This window comes from Bradyrhizobium sp. STM 3561 (assembly GCF_045571455.1).
Taxonomy (GTDB): domain Bacteria; phylum Pseudomonadota; class Alphaproteobacteria; order Rhizobiales; family Xanthobacteraceae; genus Bradyrhizobium; species Bradyrhizobium vignae.
In genome coordinates, this window is sequence record NZ_CP120695.1 from 3968567 (window position 1) to 3988694 (window position 20128).

The 20128-nt window shown below is 64.8% G+C and carries 16 protein-coding genes and 1 pseudogene; 11 read left to right on the forward strand and 6 right to left on the reverse strand.

The features are described 5' to 3' along the window. Window positions 1–6: 6 nt before the first annotated feature. From P6U28_RS18950 to P6U28_RS18960, 3 genes are all read left to right on the forward strand, one after another. Window positions 7–948: an ABC transporter permease gene (locus P6U28_RS18950; RefSeq protein WP_162500221.1), complete on the forward strand. Its 942-nt coding sequence runs from the start codon at window positions 7–9 to the stop codon at window positions 946–948. A 19-nt stretch (window positions 949–967) separates the two neighbouring features. Then, the gene (locus P6U28_RS18955) at window positions 968–1855 is read left to right on the forward strand and encodes an ABC transporter permease (protein ID WP_122402580.1); all 888 of its coding nucleotides are present in this window, start codon (window positions 968–970) and stop codon (window positions 1853–1855) included. A gap of 156 nt (window positions 1856–2011) precedes the next feature. Further along, window positions 2012–3661: an ABC transporter ATP-binding protein gene (locus tag P6U28_RS18960; RefSeq protein ID WP_122402579.1), complete on the forward strand. Its 1650-nt coding sequence runs from the start codon at window positions 2012–2014 to the stop codon at window positions 3659–3661. 525 nt (window positions 3662–4186) lie between these two features. Here the strand turns inward: P6U28_RS18960 and P6U28_RS18965 are convergent. Next, the gene (locus P6U28_RS18965) at window positions 4187–5353 is read right to left on the reverse strand and encodes an IS110 family transposase (protein ID WP_407122974.1); all 1167 of its coding nucleotides are present in this window, start codon (window positions 5351–5353) and stop codon (window positions 4187–4189) included. Window positions 5354–5574: 221 nt separating this feature from the next. Between P6U28_RS18965 and P6U28_RS18970 the strand changes: the two genes are divergently transcribed. The 4 genes from P6U28_RS18970 (at window position 5575) to P6U28_RS18985 (ending at window position 10710) form a co-directional block, all read left to right on the forward strand. After that, the gene (locus P6U28_RS18970; protein ID WP_407122975.1) at window positions 5575–7080 is read left to right on the forward strand and encodes a M81 family metallopeptidase; all 1506 of its coding nucleotides are present in this window, start codon (window positions 5575–5577) and stop codon (window positions 7078–7080) included. Window positions 7081–7093: 13 nt separating this feature from the next. Beyond that, window positions 7094–8266: a M20 aminoacylase family protein gene (locus P6U28_RS18975; protein WP_407122976.1), complete on the forward strand. Its 1173-nt coding sequence runs from the start codon at window positions 7094–7096 to the stop codon at window positions 8264–8266. Continuing rightward, window positions 8259–9680 carry an amidase gene (locus P6U28_RS18980; RefSeq protein WP_407122977.1) on the forward strand — a complete coding sequence of 474 codons (1422 nt, stop codon included), beginning with the start codon at window positions 8259–8261 and terminating at the stop codon, window positions 9678–9680. Before P6U28_RS18975 ends, P6U28_RS18980 begins: the two co-directional genes overlap by 8 nt. A gap of 139 nt (window positions 9681–9819) precedes the next feature. Next, the gene (locus P6U28_RS18985) at window positions 9820–10710 is read left to right on the forward strand and encodes a crotonase/enoyl-CoA hydratase family protein (RefSeq protein WP_122402575.1); all 891 of its coding nucleotides are present in this window, start codon (window positions 9820–9822) and stop codon (window positions 10708–10710) included. A gap of 55 nt (window positions 10711–10765) precedes the next feature. Here P6U28_RS18985 and P6U28_RS18990 read toward each other — a convergent pair whose 3' ends face one another. After that, window positions 10766–11743 carry an NADPH:quinone oxidoreductase family protein gene (locus tag P6U28_RS18990; RefSeq protein ID WP_407122978.1) on the reverse strand — a complete coding sequence of 326 codons (978 nt, stop codon included), beginning with the start codon at window positions 11741–11743 and terminating at the stop codon, window positions 10766–10768. Continuing rightward, entirely contained in the window at window positions 11743–12351 is a 609-nt protein-coding gene (locus P6U28_RS18995) for a 2-hydroxychromene-2-carboxylate isomerase (protein ID WP_122402573.1), read from the reverse strand. The genes P6U28_RS18990 and P6U28_RS18995 overlap by 1 nt, the downstream gene beginning before the upstream one ends. A gap of 109 nt (window positions 12352–12460) precedes the next feature. Here P6U28_RS18995 and P6U28_RS19000 point away from each other — a divergent pair, with 109 nt between their 5' ends. Beyond that, window positions 12461–13483, forward strand: coding sequence for a methionine synthase (locus tag P6U28_RS19000; RefSeq protein ID WP_122402572.1), 1023 nt, complete (start codon window positions 12461–12463; stop codon window positions 13481–13483). A 13-nt stretch (window positions 13484–13496) separates the two neighbouring features. On the opposite strand, the gene P6U28_RS19005 is transcribed toward P6U28_RS19000, so the two are convergent. Beyond that, on the reverse strand, window positions 13497–14126 hold the full coding sequence (locus P6U28_RS19005; RefSeq protein WP_122402571.1) for a hypothetical protein: 630 nt from the start codon (window positions 14124–14126) through the stop codon (window positions 13497–13499). Window positions 14127–14260: 134 nt separating this feature from the next. Here P6U28_RS19005 and P6U28_RS19010 point away from each other — a divergent pair. Further along, window positions 14261–15426, forward strand: a pseudogene (locus P6U28_RS19010) (IS110 family transposase). A 558-nt stretch (window positions 15427–15984) separates the two neighbouring features. Here the strand turns inward: P6U28_RS19010 and gpt are convergent. Continuing rightward, the gene (gene gpt, locus P6U28_RS19015) at window positions 15985–16512 is read right to left on the reverse strand and encodes a xanthine phosphoribosyltransferase (RefSeq protein ID WP_122402570.1); all 528 of its coding nucleotides are present in this window, start codon (window positions 16510–16512) and stop codon (window positions 15985–15987) included. 36 nt (window positions 16513–16548) lie between these two features. Next, on the reverse strand, window positions 16549–17286 hold the full coding sequence (locus P6U28_RS19020) for a molybdopterin-binding protein (RefSeq protein WP_122402569.1): 738 nt from the start codon (window positions 17284–17286) through the stop codon (window positions 16549–16551). A 282-nt stretch (window positions 17287–17568) separates the two neighbouring features. Between P6U28_RS19020 and P6U28_RS19025 the strand changes: the two genes are divergently transcribed. Both P6U28_RS19025 and P6U28_RS19030 read left to right on the forward strand, forming a co-directional pair. After that, window positions 17569–18987 (forward strand): circularly permuted type 2 ATP-grasp protein, encoded by a 1419-nt coding sequence (locus tag P6U28_RS19025; protein WP_407122979.1) that lies wholly within the window; start codon window positions 17569–17571, stop codon window positions 18985–18987. A gap of 4 nt (window positions 18988–18991) precedes the next feature. Next, window positions 18992–19936 (forward strand): alpha-E domain-containing protein, encoded by a 945-nt coding sequence (locus P6U28_RS19030; protein WP_122402567.1) that lies wholly within the window; start codon window positions 18992–18994, stop codon window positions 19934–19936. Window positions 19937–20128: the final 192 nt, after the last annotated feature.

Here is a 20128-nt window from a genome sequence, read left to right on the forward strand (position 1 = left end):
AGGTGCATGCTGGGTTATCTTATTCGCCGCGTTCTGGCCGCGGTGCCCGTGATGGGCGTCGTCGCTCTGTTCGTGTTCCTGCTGCTGCGGCTGACGCCCGGCGATCCCGCCGCGATCCTCGCCGGCGACAACGCGACGCCGGAACGGCTCGAGCGCATCCGCGCCTCGCTCGGCCTCAACGAGCCGCTGATCGTGCAGTTCATCACCTGGGTGAACAAGCTGCTGCACGGCGACCTCGGAACCTCGCTGATCTCCAACCTGCCGGTGATGAAGATGATCGGCCAGCGCGTCGAGCCGTCGATCTCGATCGCGCTGTCGACCATCGTCCTCGCCGTGATCGTCGCAGTGCCGCTGGGCGTGATCGCGGCGTGGAAGCACGGCACCTGGATCGACCGTTTCGTGATGGGCCTGTCGGTCCTGGGCTTCTCGGTCCCGGTGTTCGTGGTCGGATATGTCCTGATCGAGATCTTCGCGATCGATTTGCGCTGGGTGCCGGTGCAGGGCTTCCGCAGCATCTCGAACGGCTTCGGGCCGTTCTTCGAGCGTATCATCCTGCCGACCTGCGCATTGTCCTTCATCTACATCGCGTTGATCGCGCGCATGACGCGCGCGGCGATGCTCGACGTGCTCGGCGAGGATTACGTGCGAACGGCGCGTGCGAAAGGCATCAACGAGGTTGCCGTGATGATGCGGCATGCGCTGCGCAACGCCGCCGTGCCGGTGATCACCGTGATCGGCACCGGCTTTGCGCTGCTGATCTCCGGTGTCGTCGTCACCGAGAGCGTGTTCAACATCCCCGGCATCGGCCGCCTCACCGTCGATGCGGTGCTGGCGCGCGACTATCCGGTGATCCAGGCGATGATCCTGCTGACGTCGCTGATCTATGTCGTCGTCAATCTCCTCATCGACGTCGCCTACACCCTGCTCGATCCCCGGATCCGGTACTGAGGCAAGGATAAGAACACACATGTCGGTCGATACCCTTCCCCAGTCGTCCATTCCGATCACGTCGCCACTGCGGCCGCGCTTCGGATTCCTCACCTCGACGCCGATCATCGCCACGGCGACGGTCCTGCTCGCCCTGATCGTGGTGGTCTCGATCGTCGCCCCGCTGATCGCGCCGCATGATCCGATCCAGCTCGCGCCGTCGCAGCGACTGAAGCCGTCCTCGGCGCAATTCCTGCTCGGCACCGACGCTTACGGACGCGACCTGTTGTCGCGCGTGATCTATGGCGGCCGCATCTCGCTTCTGATCGGCATCGGTTCGGCGATCCTGTCGATCGCCATCGGGCTCGCGATCGGCCTCGTCTCCGGCTTCTTCAAGCTGATCGATTCCGTCCTGATGCGCGTGATGGACGGCCTGATGGCGATGCCGAGCATCCTGCTCGCGATCGCCGTGGTCTCGCTCTCCGGCGCCAGCCTCTGGACCGTGCTGATCGCGATCACCATTCCCGAGATCCCGCGCGTGGCGCGCCTGGTCCGCTCCGTCGTGCTGTCGGCGCGCGAGGAGCCTTACGTCGAGGCCGCGATCTCGGTCGGCTCGAGCCTGCCGAAGATCATGTGGCGGCATCTGATGCCGAACACGATCGCGCCGCTGATCGTCCAGGGCACCTATGTCTGCGCAAGCGCGATCCTCACCGAGGCGATCCTCTCCTTCCTCGGCGCCGGCATCTCGCCGGAGACGCCGACCTGGGGCAACATCATGGCCGAGGGTCGCCAGTACTTCCAGATCAAGCCGTCGTTGATCTTCTGGCCGGGCCTCTTGCTCTCGATCGCCATCCTCAGCATCAACCTGATCGGCGACGCCGCGCGTGACGCCCTCGATCCCCGCATGAAGCAGCGGGAGGGCAAATGATTTGTTTCCCCGGCCCATCCCCTTGTTCCGTCATTGCGAGCGAAGCGAAGCAATCCAGTCTGCTTCGGCGGAAGGATTCTGGATTGCTTCGTCGCCAGCGCAAAATTGCTCTGCAATCTTGTCGCGGGCTCCTCGCAATGACGACGGAGTGACCTGATGACCAAACTCGTTCTCGACATCAACAATCTCGTCGTCTCCGTCGGCAAGAAGCCGAAGGGCGCCAACATCATCGATGGCATCTCGATCCAGGTGCGCGAGCGCGAGACGCTGTGTCTCGTCGGCGAAAGCGGCTCGGGCAAGTCGGTGACCTCGCTCACCACGATGGGCCTGCTGCCGAAGGGGACGCTGGTTCCCACCGGCGGCAGCATCAAGCTGGTCGGCGAAGAGCTGCTCACCGCGACCGACCGCCGCCTGCGCCAGCTCCGCGCCACACAGATGGCCATGATCTTCCAGGAGCCGATGACCGCGCTCAATCCGGTGGTGCCGGTCGGCCGCCAGATCGACGAGGTGCTGCGCGCCCATACCGATCTCGATGCCAAAGCGCGCAAGAAGCGCATCCTCGACATGATGGAGCAGGTTCGCCTGCCCCAGGTCGAGCGCATCTTCGCCTCCTATCCGCACCGCCTCTCCGGCGGCCAGCGCCAGCGCATCATGATCGCGATGGCGCTGGTGCTGGAGCCGAAGCTCCTCATTGCCGACGAGCCGACCACCGCGCTCGACGTCACCACGCAGAAGCAGATCCTGACCCTGATCCGCGACCTCCAGCGCGATCACGGCACCGCCGTGCTGTTCATCACCCACGACATGGGCGTGGTCGCCGAGATCGCCGACCGCGTCGCGGTGATGCGGCAAGGCCGCCTCGTGGAGACCGGCCCGCTCGAGACCGTGCTGCGCAACCCGACCATGGAGTATACCCGCAACCTGCTGGCTTCAGTGCCGAGCCTGGTGCCGCGACAACCGCGCGAGGAGACCCGCGAGCCGATCGTGCTGGAAGCCAACGAGCTCAGCAAGATCTACAAGGAGCGCGCCTTCTTCGGCAAAGGCCGCGAGGTCGTCGCCGCCGACAAGGTCACGCTGACCTTGCGCAAGGGCCGCACCCTCGGCATCGTCGGCGAAAGCGGCTCGGGCAAGTCGACGGTCGCCCGCTGCATCGTCCGCCTGATCGATCCGACCTCGGGCGGCGTGCGCCTTGCCGGCCGCGAGATCGCCGACATCTCGCGCCGCCTGCTGCAGCCGCACCGGCAGAAGATCCAGATCGTGTTCCAGGATCCCTACCGCTCGCTCAATCCTCGCGTCACCGTCGGAGAGAGCATCGCGGAAGGCCCGATCAATTACGGCGTGGCGCACCCTGACGCGATGAAGCGGGCGCGAGAGCTGCTCGAGCTCGTTGGCCTGCCAGCCGATGCGGTGTCGCGTTACCCGCACCAGTTCTCCGGCGGCCAGCGCCAGCGCATTGCGATCGCCCGGGCGCTCGCGCTCGATCCGGATGTGCTGGTCGCGGACGAAGCGGTCTCCGCGCTCGACGTCTCGGTACAGGCGCAGGTGCTGGAACTGCTCGACGAGATCCAGAAGCGGCTCGGCATCGCCATCCTGTTCATCACCCACGATCTGCGCGTCGCCGCGCAGATCTGCGACGAGGTGGTGGTGATGCAGCACGGCCGCGTCGTCGAGCAGGGACCGGCCGCCGAAGTGCTGACGCATCCGAAGGAGGCCTACACCAAGGCCCTGCTGGATGCGGCACCGGGGCGTAACTGGGACTTCGCCAATTTCCGGCCGGTGGCGGAAGGCGTGGGGGCTACGGCGTAGCTCTCTCCCCTCGTCATTGCGCGCGTAGCGAAGCAATCCAGAATCCCTCCTTGGAAAGACTCTGGATTGCTCACATGGGGATTTGGTGTGTCAAGGCGGTTTGTTCAGCTCTTTGTTCGATTGCAGGCCAGCTCTTCGTCCCGACCGTGGAGCACGTAGGATGGCGCGCGCAGATCGAGTCAAGGTCGGCCCGTAGGGCCGTCGCGAAGCGACTTGGCCTTGACTCGAGCGAGCACGCCATCAGGCTTTGGCAGTCGGGGCAGCGGGCGGATAACTCCTTTTCGTCAGGCGATCCAAGGGTCGAGCCGGTTTTTGCAATCTGGTTTGCTTGCCAGATCAAACTCACATTCGGTCGCCGCGCGGCGGCGGCTGCACCAACATTCCGCTTGCGGCGGGCAGGCTCGAGAGGACGAGACCATTCTTCGTTACGGCGTTTGAAGCCATGCAATCCATCGGTTCGTCCACCCGGATCGGCCGAGGCTGATCAATCTCGGCGGATTGGCTTTGAGGCTGAGGAGCGTGGTGTCAGGCGGCGGCCTTTATCTCGGCTCCCTCGATCACCACGCCCGCGGTCACGTACTTCCAGAGGGCCACGAGCAGCTTGCGCGCGAGCGCCACGATCGCGCGCTTGCGGCCGCGTTGGCTGTGCACCTTGAACCACTGGGTCAAAGCCGATTGAGGCTGGTGGCGTACCCAGAGCCAGGCGAGCTGGATCATCGTGGTTCTCAGGCGCGGATTGCCAGCCTTCGACACGCCTTGCTCGCGCTCGATGCCGCCACTGCGCCATGGCGTGGCTGCAAGGCCGGCATAGGATGCAATCTGGCGGGCGTTGGCGAACTGCCGGTAAAAGGCCTCCGACCAGAGAACGGCCGTGAAGTTCGGGCCCAGGCTCTTCAGTTCGAGCAGCATTGCCACCGGGTTCGATACGGTCTTCTCCCCCGCCGCCTTGCTCGCGGCCAGCAACGCATCCTGCTCGCGCTCCACCGCCGTGATCTGGTCGAGCAGCAGTTCGAGCCGGTCGAGTTCGCGGCTGATCTGCGCCTTCAGATGCGCCAGCAAGGCGCGCCCGTCGCCCGTCCGCAAGGCCTCCAGCCGCTTCCGCCGGTCTCGCCGCAGCGGCGCGTAGTCGAAGATCCCTTGCGCGAACAGAAGACCCTTGATCCGGTTCACATGCTCGATCCGCTCCGCGATCAAGGTCTCTCGCTCGCGGCACAGCCTACGGCGGTCCTCCTCTGCCGGAGAGGGCGCAACGACCATGGCGCAGACCCGTACCTCGCCGCGCTTGTAGGCCAGCAGCGTCCGCAACAGCGTCTCGCCATCCAGCCGGTCCGTCTTGGCCCGCCGGCGCCGGCGCGGCGTCGCAATCGAGGCCGGATCGACTACGTGGCTCTCGATGCCTTCCTGCTGCAGGGCGCGGTGAAGCCAGAACCCGTCCAGCCCCGCCTCCTGGATCGCGATGATCGGATAGCTCTCACCCGTTCGCGCCTGCGCCTTGCGCTTCAGCTCCGCAAACAGCTTCAACAGTTCCGAAAGGTCGCCGGCCTTCATGCTGCGTTTGGACATCTTCTCGCCCTTGCAGGGCGACAGCGAAGTGACCAGCCATGTCGAACGGCTCAGTTCCAATGACACAAAAATTGCGCCAAACTGCGTGCGGATAGCGGCCAGTCCGTCGGAAGGATGATCGAGCAACATCGTCGTCTCCAGGTTGAATGGATTCAGCAACCCTCAGTCTGGCCTCAGACCTGGTCGCTATCCACTCCCCATGGAATCTTCGCTACGCTCGCAATGACGGTGTGCGCGGCACACATTCCCAAAACAGCTTGACCCTATGCGCGGCGCGATTGCTTCCCGCCTTGCCCTCGGCTGCGGGCCAAGGCTAACGTCGCGCACTTTCCAATGCTGGACTTGAATTGATGACACGCATCGCCGTCGGCGGCTTCCTGCACGAGACCAACACCTTCGCTCCGACCAAGGCGACCTTCGCGGATTTCCAGCATGGCGGCGGCTGGCCGGCGATGACTGAAGGTGCCGACGTCTTGAAGGTGATGCGCCGCATCAATGTCGGCCTTGCCGGCTTCGTCGACAGCGCCGAGGCGAACGGCTGGGAACTCATCCCGACCATCGCCTGCGGGGCGAGCCCCTCGGCCCATGTCACCAAGGACGCCTTCGAGCGCATCGTGAAGGTGATGGTCGACGGCATCGCAGCCGCGGGCCCGATCGATGCGGTCTATCTCGACCTGCATGGTGCGATGGTCACGGAGCATCTCGACGACGGTGAAGGCGAGATCCTGGCGCGTGTGCGCCGGGTCATCGGCGAGGATGTTCCGCTGGTCACCAGCCTCGATCTCCATGCCAACGTCACGCCCGAGATGATCGCGCATGCCGATGCGCTGATCGCCTACCGCACCTATCCCCACGTCGACATGGCCGAGACCGGCCGTGCCTGCGCAAAGCATCTGACGCTGCTGCTGGGGACGAAGCAACGCTACGCAAAGGCTTTCCGGCAATTGCCCTTCCTGATCCCGATCAGCTGGCAATGCACCAACGACCAGCCCACCAAAGGCATTTACGAACAACTCGCCGCATTGGAGGGCGACGCCGTTCCGACGCTCTCCTTCGCCCCCGGCTTCCCTGCCGCCGATTTCCACCATTGCGGTCCAAGCGTATTCGCCTATGGCAAGACGCAAGCCGATGCCGACCGCGCAGCGGATGCGATGGTGAAGCTGATCGAAGGCCACGAGGACGATTTCGACGGCAAGATCTGGACGCCCGACGATGGCGTGCGCCATGCGATGGAGCTTTCCAAGAACGCGAGCAAGCCGATCATCATCGCCGACACCCAGGACAATCCCGGCGCCGGCGGCGATTCCGACACCACGGGCATGCTGCGCGCGCTGGTGCGCAACAAGGCGAGCGCCGCGACCGGCGCAATTTACGATCCGGTCTCGGCGAAGGCCGCGCACGAAGCCGGCATCGGCGCCACCGTGACGCTGTCACTCGGCGGCAAGTCGGGGATTCCCGGCGACGAGCCCTATCGCGAGACCTTTGTGGTCGAACAGCTCTCCGACGGCCGCTTCATCGCGCCCGGCCCCTACTATGGCGGCCGCGAGATGGAGATGGGTCCCTCCGCAGCCTTGCGCATCGGCGATGTCCGCGTGGTCGTCTCCTCGCACAAGGCCCAGCTCGCCGACCAGGCGATGTATCGCTATGTCGGCATCGAGCCGACACGAGAGAAGATCCTCGTCAACAAGAGTTCGGTGCATTTCCGTGCCGATTTCGAGCCGATCGCGGAGGCGCTGATGATCTGCGCCGCGCCCGGCGCGATGCCGGCCGACACTGCTTCCCTGCCCTGGACGCGCCTGCGGCCGGGCATCCGCATCAAGCCGAACGGCCCCATTTTCAATCCTCCTTCACGCTAACCGGACAGGACACATGCCCACGATCGACCGCATCGACGGCTATGCCGACGAACTCACTGCCATCAGGCGCGACCTTCACGCCCATCCGGAGATCGGCTTCGAGGAGGTGCGCACCTCGGGCATCGTGGCCGACAAGCTGAAGAGCTGGGGCATCGAGGTGCATCGCGGTCTCGGCGGCACCGGCGTGATCGGTGTCATCAAGGGCAAGGGTTCGGGCACCAAGCGCATCGGCCTGCGCGCCGACATGGACGCGCTGCCGATGGAGGAGAACACCAATCTGAAATGGAGCTCGAAGATCCCCGGCCGCTTCCACGGCTGCGGCCATGACGGCCACACCACCATGCTGCTCGGCACCGCGCGCTATCTCGCCGAGACCCGGAACTTCGACGGCACCGTGCACCTGATCTTCCAGCCGGCCGAGGAAGGTCTCGGCGGCGCCCGCGCGATGATCAAGGACGGCCTGTTCGAAAAATTCCCCTGCGACGAGCTCTATGGCCTGCACAACGCGCCCGACCTCAACCACGGCGAGATCGCGATCCTGCCCGGGCCGGCCATGGCCAGCGCCGACTTCTTCGACCTCCGCATCACCGGCTATGGCGCGCATGGCGCGATGCCCGAGCGCTCCAAGGACGCCGTGATCATCGCGACCACGCTGGCGCAGGCAATCCAGACCATCGTCAGCCGCAACGTCGAGCCGCTGCAGGCTGCCGTCATCTCGATCACGCAGATTCACGCGGGTTCCGCCTACAACGTCATCCCCGGCGAAGCCCATCTCTGCGGCACCATCCGCACCTTCTCGGATGAAGTCCGCGCCCTGGTCGCTGAACGCATCCGCGCGATCTGTGCCGGCATCGCGGCTGCGTTCCAGTGCACGATCGAAGCCGACATCCGCGACACGTTTGGCGTCCTGGTCAACCAGGTCGAGCAGTCCAAGGTGGTCGAGGAGGTTGCGCGCACGATCGTCGATCCCGCCAACGTGATCACCCGCGCCCAGCCGAAGATGGGCAGCGAGGATTTCGCCGACATGCTGCAGACCGTGCCCGGCGCCTATTTCTGGGTCGGCCATGACGGCTCTGTGCCCGTGCACAATCCCGGCTTCGTGCTCGACGACAAGATCCTGCCGATCGGCGCGAGCATGTTCGCCCGCATCATCGAGACGCGCATGCCGGTAGGTGGCAATGCATAAAAAGAGTGCCGAAGAGGCGGTCACCTCGCTGCACGATCTGTCCGCGGTCGATCTGATCGCGGGCTATCGCGCAAAACAGTTCTCGCCGAGCGAGGTGCTGGAGGACGTGCTCGCGCATGTCGCTGCGTGGGAACCGCATCTGAGGGCGCTCTATGCATTCGACCCCGACGCCGCGCGTGAGGCCGCAAATGCCTCGACCGCGCGCTGGTCCGGCGGCGAGCCCTCCGGCGCGCTCGACGGCGTGCCTGTCACGGTGAAAGACAACATCGCAACCAAGGGTGTGCCGGTGCCGCTCGGCGCGGCCAGCGTCAAGCTCGTGCCGGCCGAGAAGGACGCGCCACCCGCCGCGCGGCTGCGCGAAGCCGGCGCGATCATCTTCGCCAAAACCACCATGCCCGATTACGGCATGCTGTCGTCGGGCCTCTCAAGCTTCCATGCGCTCGCGCGCAACCCCTGGGACCTCAGCAAGAACCCCGGCGGCTCCAGCGCCGGTGCTGGCGCCGCTGCCGCGGCCGGGTACGGTCCCTTGCATCTCGGCACCGATATCGGCGGCTCGGTCCGCCTGCCCGCCGCTTGGTGTGGCCTCGTCGGCCTGAAGCCGAGCTTCGGCCGCGTGCCGATCGATCCCACCTATATCGGCCGCGTTACAGGTCCCATGACCCGCACCGTCGATGATTGCGCGCTCATGATGAGCGCGATTGCAAAGCCCGACCGGCGCGACGGCATGAGCCTGCCGGCCGAGCCGCTGAACTGGAAGGGATTGGAGAAGTCCCCGCGAAAGGCGCGTATCGGCCTGATGCTCGATCCCGGCTGCGGCCTGGCGCTGGAGAAGCCGGTGCGCGAGGTCGCGGTGAAGGCGGCAAAGGCATTCGAATCCGCGGGCGCGGTCGTGACGGCAGTCGACGGCATTCTCACCCGCGAGATGCTCGACGGCCTCGACAATTTCTGGCGCGCGCGGATGTGGGACGATCTGTCGAAGCTGACGCCGGCCGAGCAGGCAAAGGTGCTGCCCTACATTTTCAAATGGGGCGAGTCCGGCGCGAAGCTCTCGGGCGTCGACGTCATCCGCGGCTTCAACCAGACCATGGCGATCCGCGCGGCGGCGTCAAAACTGTTCTGCGAGCTCGACTACGTGATCTCGCCGACCGCTCCGAACGTGAACTTTCCGGCGGAGTGGGCCTCGCCGACCAATGATCCCATGAAGCCGTTCGAGCACATCGCCTATACCGTGCCATGGAATATGTCGGAGAATCCAGCGGTCTCGATCAATGGCGGCTTCGACGCCAAGGGTTTTCCCATCGGCGTGCAGATCGTCGGCCGCCGCTTCGACGACATCGGCGTGCTCGGCATGGCCAAGGCTTTTGAAGGTCTGCGCGGCCCGCAGCGCCCCTGGCCCAAGCCGCCGGCACAGTAGACTCGCATTCCAGCGTCTCAGCACAAATCGTCATGCGCGGGCTCGACCCGCGCATCCATCCTCTCCAAAAAAGATGGATTGCCGGGTCAAGCCCGGCAATGACAGAATTGATTCAAGAATGACAAGGAAGGAAACCACCATGGCGTATGAGACGATCAAGTATGAGGTCGCCGAGCAGATCCTCACCATCACGCTGAACCGGCCCGACAAGCTCAACGCCTTCAACGCGCAGATGCAGGCAGAGTTGATCGATGCGTTCGACGCCGCCGACAAGGACGACAACGTCCGCGCCATCATCGTCACCGGCGCGGGCCGCGGATTTTGCGCGGGCGCCGATCTTTCGTCCGGCGCCGACACGTTCGATCGCGACGCACGGCGGGGGCCGGTGAAGCGGTTCGCCGACGGCAAGGTCGATTACAGCGATCCGCAGGTGCGCGACGGCGGCGGCCAGGTCACCTTGCGCATCTTCAAGTGCCTGAAGCCCGTGATCGCCGCGGTGAACGGGCCCGCCGTCGGCATCGGCGTCACCATGCAGCTTGCGATGGACATCCGCATCGCCTCCGAGGCCGCACGCTTCGGCTTCGTGTTCTCCCAGCGCGGCATCGTGCCGGAGGCCGCCTCGAGCTGGTTCCTGCCGCGCATCGTCGGCATCTCGCAGGCGCTGGAATGGTGCTATTCGGGCCGCGTCTTCCCCGCCCAGGAAGCGCTTGCGGGGCGCCTCGTCAGCAAGGTGGTCCCGCCGGACGATCTGCTGCCGACCGCACGTGCGCTGGCAAAGGAGTTCGCCGCCAAGACCGCGCCGGTGTCGGTGGCGCTGATCCGCCAGATGATGTGGCGCATGATGGGCGCCGACGATCCCATGGAAGCCCACAAGGTCGACAGCCGCGGCATCTATGCCCGCGGCCGCTCGGACGACGTGAAGGAAGGCGTGGTGTCGTTCCTGGAGAAGCGTCCGGCGCAGTTCAAGAACAAGGTGTCGACGGACATGCCGGACTATTTCCCGTGGTGGACGGAGCGGGAGTATAAGTGAGGCTCTAGAGATGGTGGGCGCGGCGCAAGAGCGCCTTTGCCCACCTGCGGCAGCGTCACTCCATCACCAGCGCCACGCGCCCGATCGCCTTGCGGTCGATCAACAACCGCATCGCCTTCGCGTAATCCTGCAGCGGTAGGCGGTGTGAGACGTTCGGGCGCAGCTTGCCCTCGTCCGCCCATCGCAAGAGCGCCTTCAGGCGCACTTCTCCGAGCGCGGGATCTCTCCGTGCCGCCTCGCCGGCGCGCACGCCGAGCACGCTGGCGCCCTTGATCAGCAGCAGATTGGTCTTGGCCGAACCGATGCCGCCGGTGAAACCGATCACCAGGAGCCGCGCGCCCCAGGCGATGCAACGCATCGAGTCCTCAAAGACCTGGCCGCCGACGGGATCGAACACGACATCGGCCCCGCGGCCGTCGGTGATGCGCTTGACCACGTCGCGAAACGGCTCGCGGTCGTAGCGGATCAGGTGATCGGCGCCACGCGATTTCGCGACAGCAAGCTTTTCGTCACTGGAGGCGGTGGCGATCACGGTCGCGCCCAGCATCTTGCCGATCTCGACGGCGGCAAGGCCGACGCCGCCAGCGGCGCCATGCACCAGCAGCACCTCACCCGGCGCGACCCGGCCGCGGTCGATCAGCGCGTGATAGGCGGTGCCGTGGCCCGCGAGATAGGTTGCGGCCTCGGCGTAGTCGAACGTGGAAGGCATCGGCGTGAGCTGGGCCGGCGTCACCACAGCTTCGTCGGTGAAGGCACCATGGCGCATCTTGACGATGACCTTGTCGCCGACGGTGACGCCCTTCGCCTCCGCGCCCACCTCGGTGACATCGCCGGCGGCTTCCATGCCGGGCGTGAACGGCAGCTCCGGCTTGAGCTGATATTCGCCGGCGGCCATCAGCACGTCAGGAAAATTCAATCCGGCGGCGCGGATGGCGACGCGGACCTCGCCCGGCTTCAGCGCGCGCGACGGAAACTCTTCCAGCAGCAAATGCTCGGGCGCGCCGAGTTCACGGCAGATGACGGCGCGTACCATCAGGCTGCGCTCGCCCTGCGGCGCAGCAGCGCCTCGCGGATCAGCGGCAGGCGGTCGTTGCCGAAATACATGTCGGTCTTGCCGACGAAGATGGTCGGCGAGCCGAAGCCGCCGCGCGCGACCACCTCCTCAGTATTGGCCTTGAGCTGATCCTTGATGCTCTGTTCCGAAATGCCGGCGAAGAATCTCTGTTCGTCGAGACCTACCTTCCTGCAGATCCCGGCGAGCACCGCGTCCTGCGAGATATCCTCGTCCGCGCCCCAATAGGTCTCGAACACGGCGGTCGCAAACGGCAGCATGTCCTTGCCCAGCCAGATGCAGCCGCGCATCGCCTTGACGCTGTTCACCGGAAACACCGTCGGCGGCATCTTGATCGACAGGCCGGCCGAGCGCGCCCAGTCATTGAGATCCTTCAGCATGTAGCGCGCCTTCAGCGGCACCGGCTTCTCCCGCTGCGCATAGACGCTCGGATTGACCGTGTTGAAGATGCCGCCGACCAGGATCGGCCGCCAGACGATCTCCGCCCCGAGCTCCTTCGCGAGCGGCTGGATGTTGTGGAAGGCGAGATAGGTCCAGGGGCTGGAGCAGTCGAAGAAGAATTCGATCATGGCGTTTCCGATCCGGCGTCGCGGGTTTCAGGACGACTTTTGTTGTTCTGTACCTCGACGTTAAGTCATGGCAGGAAGGGGCGCAACACAACCTGCCGGGAGGGCCGCCATGCTGTTTCCAACCACGATCGCCGGCTCCTTGCCGAAGCCGGAATGGCTCGCCGAGCCGAACATGCTCTGGGCGCCCTGGAAGTCACAGGGCGAAGAGCTCCTGCGCGCCAAGCGCGATGCGACGCTGATCTGGCTGAAGATCCAGGAGGACGCCGGCATCGACATCGTCACCGAGGGCGAGCAGGCGCGTCAGCATTTCGTCCACGGCTTCCTGGAGAAGATCGAAGGCATCGATTTCGCCCACAAGGTCGAGATGGGCATCCGCAAGGACCGCTACAAGGCGATGGTCCCGCAGGTCGTCGCCCCGCTCCGCCTCAAGGGCCGCGTCCATGACTTCGAGGCGCGCGTGGCGCGCACGCACACGAAGAAGCAGTTGAAATTCACCCTGCCCGGGCCAATGACCATCATCGACACCATTGCCGATCGCTATTATGGCGACCGCGTGAAGATGGCCTTTGCCTTCGCCGAGCTGCTCAACGAGGAGGCCAAGGCATTGCAGGCCGACGGCGTCGATCTCGTGCAGTTCGACGAGCCCGCCTTCAACGTCTACATGGACGAGGTCAACGATTGGGGCATCAAGGCGCTGGAGCGCGCTGCGCAGGGGCTGACCTGCGCCACCGCCGTGCACATCTGCTACGGCTACGGCATCAAGGCCAACACCGACTGGAAGGAAACGCTCGGCACGCAATGGCGGCAGTATGAGCAGATCTTCCCGGCGATCGACGCGAGCCCGATCCAGCAGGTCGCGATCGAATGCCGCAATTCGAAGGTGCCGCTCGAGCTGCTGGCACTGCTCGAGACCAAGATCGTGCAAGCCGGCGTGATCGACGTCGCCAGCGACACTGTGGAGACTGCCGAGGACGTCATGAAGGTGATCGAGGCGGTGTCGAAATTCGTGCCCAAGAGCAACATCATCGCCACCACCAATTGCGGCATGGCGCCGATGCGGCGGGAGATCGCTGAAGCAAAGCTGGCAGCGCTCGGTGCGGGTGCTGCGCTGGCGCGCGAGAAGCTGGGCTGATGGCGGCGATCCGCTAGTCCCTCGGCTGGTCCAGAGCCGTCGGATGCAGTGCCGGCTGATATCCGGCGCCGAGCGCCCGCAGTGTGGACGGGGGCGTCAGCAGCATCGGGCTCTCCAGCTCGTGCGCGGCACGGGCATAGCCGGCTGGCGACCATAGCAGCGGCCGGCCCTTCATCATCAGAAAGCTCTGCTCACCCTGCTGCAGCATCGCGCCATCGGGCAATTCCGCGAGCGGCCCCGGCAGCGCGTGCAGGCGTTTGCGGCCACGATCCAGACGTTCCAGATGCAGCCGGGCGTCCATCGCCTTTGCGCTCACTTTGCTCACCCCATTTCCCCCCTCCCATGCCGCGCGGAAGCGGTTGGCATCATCGCGGCGGCAGAAGAAGCAGGGACGGTGTCCGGCTGCAAAGGCGGTGGCTTCGTCGAGAAAGAACAGCTCGGTCCAGCTCCGCCGTGCCATCACCGGGCGCCGCCAGCCGCGGAATTCGCAGAGGCATGTGATCCAGGCCGGTGTCGACCAGCGCTTCTTCAGAAGCGTCTTGGTCGCGGGATCGTGGATGATGCCGCGGTTGCCGGTGAACATGCCCCGGTGCGGCGTGGCGATGATGTCGCCGGTCGGAGTGACGCGGTTTTGCAGGGGCATGGGTGCCTCCGCGCGTCATTGCGAAGAAACCCGCGACAAAATTGCGAAGCAATTTTGCGCTGGCGACGAAGATTCCATGGGGAGTGGATAGGCCAGACTGAGGGTTGCTGAATCCATTCAACCTGGAGACGACGATGTTGCTCGATCATCCTTCCGACGGACTGGCCGCTATCCGCACGCAGTTTGGCGCAATTTTTGTGTCATTGGAACTGAGCCGTTCGACATGGCTGGTCACTTCGCTGTCGCCCTGCAAGGGCGAGAAGATGTCCAAACGCAGCATGAAGGCCGGCGAGCTTTCGGAACTGTTGAAGCTGTTTGCGGAGCTGAAGCGCAAGGCGCAGGCGCGAACGGGTGAGAGCTATCCGCTCATCGCGATCCAGGAGGCGGGGCTGGACGGGTTCTGGCTTCACCGCGCCCTGCAGCAGGAAGGCATCGAGAGCCACGTAGTCGATCCGGCCTCGATTGCGACGCCGCGCCGGCGCCGGCGGGCCAAGACGGACCGGCTGGATGGCGAGACGCTGTTGCGGACGCTGCTGGCCTACAAGCGCGGCGAGGTACGGGTCTGCGCCATGGTCGTTGCGCCCTCTCCGGCAGAGGAGGACCGCCGTAGGCTGTGCCGCGAGCGAGAGACCTTGATCGCGGAGCGGATCGAGCATGTGAACCGAATCAAGGGTCTTCTGTTCGCGCAAGGGATCTTCGACTACGCGCCGCTGCGGCGAGACCGGCGGAAGCGGCTGGAGGCCTTGCGGACGGGCGACGGGCGCGCCTTGCTGGCGCATCTGAAGGCGCAGATCAGCCGCGAACTCGACCGGCTCGAACTGCTGCTCGACCAGATCACGGCGGTGGAGCGCGAGCAGGAGCGTTGCTGGCCGCGAGCAAGGCGGCGGGGGAGAAGACCGTATCGAACCCGGTGGCAATGCTGCTCGAACTGAAGAGCCTGGGCCCGAACTTCACGGCCGTTCTCTGGTCGGAGGCCTTTTACCGGCAGTTCGCCAACCGCCGCCAGATTGCATCCTATGCCGGCCTTGCAGCCACGCCATGGCGCAGTGGCGGCATCGAGCGCGAGCAAGGCGTGTCGAAGGCTGGCAATCCGCGCCTGAGAACCACGATGATCCAGCTCGCCTGGCTCTGGGTACGCCACCAGCCTCAATCGGCTTTGACCCAGTGGTTCAAGGTGCACAGCCAACGCGGCCGCAAGCGCGCGATCGTGGCGCTCGCGCGCAAGCTGCTCGTGGCCCTCTGGAAGTACGTGACCGCGGGCGTGGTGATCGAGGGAGCCGAGATAAAGGCCGCCGCCTGACACCACGCTCCTCAGCCTCAAAGCCAATCCGCCGAGATTGATCAGCCTCGGCCGATCCGGGTGGACGAACCGATGGATTGCATGGCTTCAAACGCCGTAACGAAGAATGGTCTCGTCCTCTCGAGCCTGCCCGCCGCAAGCGGAATGTTGGTGCAGCCGCCGCCGCGCGGCGACCGAATGTGAGTTTGATCTGGCAAGCAAACCAGATTGCAAAAACCGGCTCGACCCTTGGATCGCCTGACGAAAAGGAGTTATCCGCCCGCTGCCCCGACTGCCAAAGCCTGATGGCGTGCTCGCTCGAGTCAAGGCCAAGTCGCTTCGCGACGGCCCTACGGGCCGACCTTGACTCGATCTGCGCGCGCCATCCTACGTGCTCCACGGTCGGGACGAAGAGCTGGCCTGCAATCGAACAAAGAGCTGAACAAACCGCCTTGACACACCAAATCCCCATGTGAGCAATCCAGACTGTTTCCGCGGATACATCTCTGGATTGCTTCGCGGAGCCTGTCATCGGGCCGCGCTTGGCGCGGACCCGTTGGCTCGCAATGACGGGGACGGTCACGCCGCCCCGTCACGAAGCGGCGGATGGTAGGACAGCGCGGTGTCCCAGGGGAAGAAGATCCAGGTGTCCTGCGACACTTCCGTGATGAAAGTGTCGACCAGCGGGCGGCCCTTCGGCTTGGCGTAGACGGTGGCGAAATGCGCATCGGGCAGCATCTCACGCACCAGCTTGCCGGTCTTGCCGGTGTCGACGAGATCGTCGACGATGAGCAGCCCCCTGCCGGTGCCGCCGCCGAGCTTCATCGCCGCCTCGGAAATGCCCTTGAGGACCTGCAGCTCGCCCTGCTTGGTGTGGTCGTAGCTCGCAATGCAAACCGTATCGATGACGCGCACCCCGAGTTCGCGCGCCACGATCGCAGCAGGCACCAGGCCGCCGCGGGTGATTGCGATCACCGCATGGAACGGACCAACTTCGTTGAGCCGCCAGGTCAGCGCCCGGCAATCCCGGTGGAACTGGTCCCACGAGACCGGGAAGGCCTTGCCCGCCCGCTCCTGCGCGCTCAGTTCCGGTGCTTCACCAGCCATTGTCATCTCCTGCTTCGTCTGCCGGCAAAGTCCCTGCTAGCGGGTGACGTTCAATCCCGCCAGCATTTCCTTCACGGCGGCCATCGCCGCGGCCAGCTTCGCCGGATCGCGCGAGCGCACCACCAGATTGGTGTTGGGCTTCTGCTCCTCGTCCATGAACGGATAGCTGCCGATTATCGTTTCGGGATGGGCGGCCGCGATTGCCCGCAACGGACTCCCGATGTCGCCCTCCCGGGCGTTCGCGCGAACCGATTCGGAGAGCATGCGCACGCCGGATTTCAGCTTGGGCGAGACGATGTCCATCATCGCCTGCATGATCGATGGCACGCCGGCCATCACGATGACGTTGCCGATCTTGAAGCCGGGAGCGAGGATGGTTGCGCTCTGGATCAGTTCGGCGCCGTCGGGAATGCGGGCCATGCGCAGGCGGGCCTCATTGAGGTCCTGCTCGCTCCAGCGCTCGCGGAAACGCGCAACCACCTCCGGATGATGATCGATGCCGACGCCGAATGCCTTGGCAACGCTGTCGGCTGTGATGTCGTCATGGGTCGGCCCGATGCCGCCCGTCGTGAAGACATAGGTGTAGCGATGCCGGAGTGCGTCCAGGGCGGCGATGATGTCGGCCTCGTCGTCGGAGACGATCCGGACCTCCTTCAGGTCGATGCCGATATTGGTCAGGTATTCGGCGATGAAGCCGATGTTCTTGTCCTTGGTCCGGCCGGACAGGATTTCGTCCCCAATGACCAGAATGCCCGCCGTGACGATCTCGCTCATGCCTTAAGTCCCTCACCTGTGACGCCGACTCTGCCGAGGTAACGCGTTGAAGTCACGCGGTTTTGCTGCTGAAATAAGCAGTCCTCAGCCATTTTTTCAGGCAAGCCGCCGGCCATCCCCGGCAAATGCCCCTTCTCCATGCTTATCGCGCTGGCCCGGCCCTTGCTACCTCCTACGGAAGTCATGCACTCTCACGGCATGGCCACAGGACGTTGCGGTCTTCAGCAAGGCCCAAGCGACCTGACCGATGGTGCAAGGCCTGGGGGAGAACAGTCGGAATCCATGGCAGTCGCGTTTGACGAAATGAATATTCCCGGCGGGGACCTTCGCCCCGCCTATCAGGAGCTGGCGCGCTGGCTCAAGGAGACGCCTCCCGAGGCCCTCGAATATCGGCGCCAGGAAGCCGAGCTCCTGTTCCGTCGGATCGGCATTACCTTTGCGGTCTACGGCGATTCCGAGTCCACCGAGCGCCTGATCCCCTTCGACGTGATCCCGCGAATCATGTCCGGCAAGGAATGGGCGCTGCTGGAGAAGGGCCTGAAGCAGCGGGTGCGCGCGCTCAACATGTTCCTGCGCGACATCTATCATGGCCGCGACATCCTTCGCGCCGAGGTCGTGCCCGACGATTTGATCTTCCAGAACCCGGTGTTCCGCCCCGAGATGAACGGCCAGCACGTGCCGCACGATGTCTACGTGCACATTGCCGGCATCGACATCGTCCGGGTCGATGCCGAGGACTTCATCGTGCTGGAGGACAACGCCCGCACGCCGTCGGGCGTGTCCTACATGCTGGAAAACCGCGAGATCATGATGCGGCTGTTTCCGGATCTGTTCGCCCGCCACAAGGTGGCGCCGGTCGAACGCTATCCGGACGAACTGCTCGCGGCGCTGCGCTCGGTCGCGCCGCAAAGCGCATCCGGCGAGCCGACCGTCGCCCTGCTCACGCCGGGCGTCTACAACTCGGCCTATTATGAGCACTCGTTCCTCGCCGACAAGCTCGGTATCGAGCTGGTCGAGGGCGGCGACCTCATCGTCAAGAACAACGAAGTGTTCATGCGGACGACGGAAGGGCTGAAGCGGGTCGACGTGATCTATCGCCGTGTCGACGACGATTTCCTCGATCCTCTCACCTTCCGCCCCGATTCCGTGCTCGGCGTGCCCGGGCTGATGTCGGCCTACGCCGCCGGCAACATCACGCTCGCCAACGCCGTCGGCACCGGCATCGCCGACGACAAGGCGATCTACTCCTACATGCCTGACATCGTGAAATTCTATCTCGGCGAGGAGCCGATCCTGAAGAACGTGCCGACCTGGCGCTGCCGCGAGCCGAAGGACCTCGCTTATGTGCTGGACAATCTGGGCGAGCTCGTCGTCAAGGAGGTGCATGGCTCCGGCGGCTACGGCATGCTGATCGGGCCCGCCGCGACCAAAGCGACCATCGAGGCATTCCGTGACAAGCTCAAGCGCGAGCCGGAAGGTTTCATCGCGCAGCCGACGCTGGCGCTGTCGACCTGCCCGACCTGCACCGCATCCGGCCTCGCCCCGCGCCACGTCGATCTTCGCCCCTTCGTGCTCACGGGCAGCAAGAGCACCACGATCGTGCCGGGCGGCCTCACCCGCGTCGCGCTGAAGGAGGGCTCCCTGGTGGTGAATTCGAGCCAGGGCGGCGGCACCAAGGACACCTGGATTCTGGACGAGTAGAGAGATGCTGTCGCGTACCGCCGAAAACCTCTATTGGCTCGCCCGCTACGTCGAACGGGCCGAATATCTCGCGCGCACCATCGATGCGACGCTGCGCGTCACCGCGCTTCCCGCCGCCTATATCGGCAAGACCAACGAATGGGACTCGGCGCTGCTCACCGCCGGCGTCGCCGCCAGCTTCTATCAGGCCTATGAGGAAGCCAACGAGCACAACGTCGTCGAGTATCTCTCGTTCTCGCCGAACAACCCGTCCTCGATCAGAAACTGCATCGAAGCGGCGCGGCTGAACTCTCGCTCGGTGCGCACGGCGCTGACCAGCGAGATGTGGGACACCATCAATTCGGCCTGGATCGAGCTGCAGGCCGTTTGGAGCAAGGGCACCTCGACGCGCGAGGACCTCGCCAAATTCCTCCGCTTCGTGCAGGAGACCTCGTTGCGGTTCGACGGCTCGGCCTACCGGACCATGCTGCGCAACGATGCCTATTGGTTCTCGCGGATGGGTGTGCATCTGGAACGCGCCGACAACACCGCGCGCATTCTCGACGTGAAATATCATGTGCTGTTGCCCGAGGAGGAGCACGTCGGCGGCCCGCTCGACTTCTACCAGTGGAGCTCGATCCTGCGCTCGGTCTCGGCGCTGACCGCCTATCACTGGGTCTATCGCGAGACGTTGAAGCCGTGGCTGATCGCGGATCTCTTGATCCTCAACGACACGCTGCCGCGCTCGCTCGCCAGCTGCTACGGCAACCTCGTGCGCAACCTCGACCAGATCGGCGTCGCCTATGGCCGCCAGGGCCCGGCCCAGCGCCACGCCCGCGGCATCCGCAACCGGCTGGAACACAGCAACATGAACGACATTTTCCAGCATGGCGTGCATGAATTCATTCAGGAATTCATCGCGGACAATTCCAGGCTGGGCGAAATCATTACGAAGCAGTATTTGATCTGATGTCCCCCGACTGACGAAATGGGATACCGTCATGGCCGGGCAAAAGCGCGAAGCGCGTCTTCGCGCTAGATGTCCCGGCCGTCCACCGTTCTTGCTTTCACGCGACGAGGAAGAACGTGGATGCCCGGGACAAGCCCGGGCATGACGAGCTTCTTCGCCGGAGCAGTCGGGCTAACCACTAACTGCACGGTC

What these genes read in the sequence shown, in the direction of transcription:
- P6U28_RS18950 (WP_162500221.1), top strand. Translation starts at nt 7, where the DNA reads ATGCTGGGTTATCTTATTCGCCGCGTTCTGGCCGCGGTGCCCGTGATG.
- P6U28_RS18955 (WP_122402580.1), top strand. Translation starts at nt 968, where the DNA reads ATGTCGGTCGATACCCTTCCCCAGTCGTCCATTCCGATCACGTCGCCA.
- P6U28_RS18960 (WP_122402579.1), top strand. Translation starts at nt 2,012, where the DNA reads ATGACCAAACTCGTTCTCGACATCAACAATCTCGTCGTCTCCGTCGGC.
- P6U28_RS18965 (WP_407122974.1), bottom strand. Translation starts at nt 5,353, where the DNA reads ATGTTGCTCGATCATCCTTCCGACGGACTGGCCGCTATCCGCACGCAG.
- P6U28_RS18970 (WP_407122975.1), top strand. Translation starts at nt 5,575, where the DNA reads ATGACACGCATCGCCGTCGGCGGCTTCCTGCACGAGACCAACACCTTC.
- P6U28_RS18975 (WP_407122976.1), top strand. Translation starts at nt 7,094, where the DNA reads ATGCCCACGATCGACCGCATCGACGGCTATGCCGACGAACTCACTGCC.
- P6U28_RS18980 (WP_407122977.1), top strand. Translation starts at nt 8,259, where the DNA reads ATGCATAAAAAGAGTGCCGAAGAGGCGGTCACCTCGCTGCACGATCTG.
- P6U28_RS18985 (WP_122402575.1), top strand. Translation starts at nt 9,820, where the DNA reads ATGGCGTATGAGACGATCAAGTATGAGGTCGCCGAGCAGATCCTCACC.
- P6U28_RS18990 (WP_407122978.1), bottom strand. Translation starts at nt 11,743, where the DNA reads ATGGTACGCGCCGTCATCTGCCGTGAACTCGGCGCGCCCGAGCATTTG.
- P6U28_RS18995 (WP_122402573.1), bottom strand. Translation starts at nt 12,351, where the DNA reads ATGATCGAATTCTTCTTCGACTGCTCCAGCCCCTGGACCTATCTCGCC.
- P6U28_RS19000 (WP_122402572.1), top strand. Translation starts at nt 12,461, where the DNA reads ATGCTGTTTCCAACCACGATCGCCGGCTCCTTGCCGAAGCCGGAATGG.
- P6U28_RS19005 (WP_122402571.1), bottom strand. Translation starts at nt 14,126, where the DNA reads ATGCCCCTGCAAAACCGCGTCACTCCGACCGGCGACATCATCGCCACG.
- gpt (WP_122402570.1), bottom strand. Translation starts at nt 16,512, where the DNA reads ATGGCTGGTGAAGCACCGGAACTGAGCGCGCAGGAGCGGGCGGGCAAG.
- P6U28_RS19020 (WP_122402569.1), bottom strand. Translation starts at nt 17,286, where the DNA reads ATGAGCGAGATCGTCACGGCGGGCATTCTGGTCATTGGGGACGAAATC.
- P6U28_RS19025 (WP_407122979.1), top strand. Translation starts at nt 17,569, where the DNA reads ATGGCAGTCGCGTTTGACGAAATGAATATTCCCGGCGGGGACCTTCGC.
- P6U28_RS19030 (WP_122402567.1), top strand. Translation starts at nt 18,992, where the DNA reads ATGCTGTCGCGTACCGCCGAAAACCTCTATTGGCTCGCCCGCTACGTC.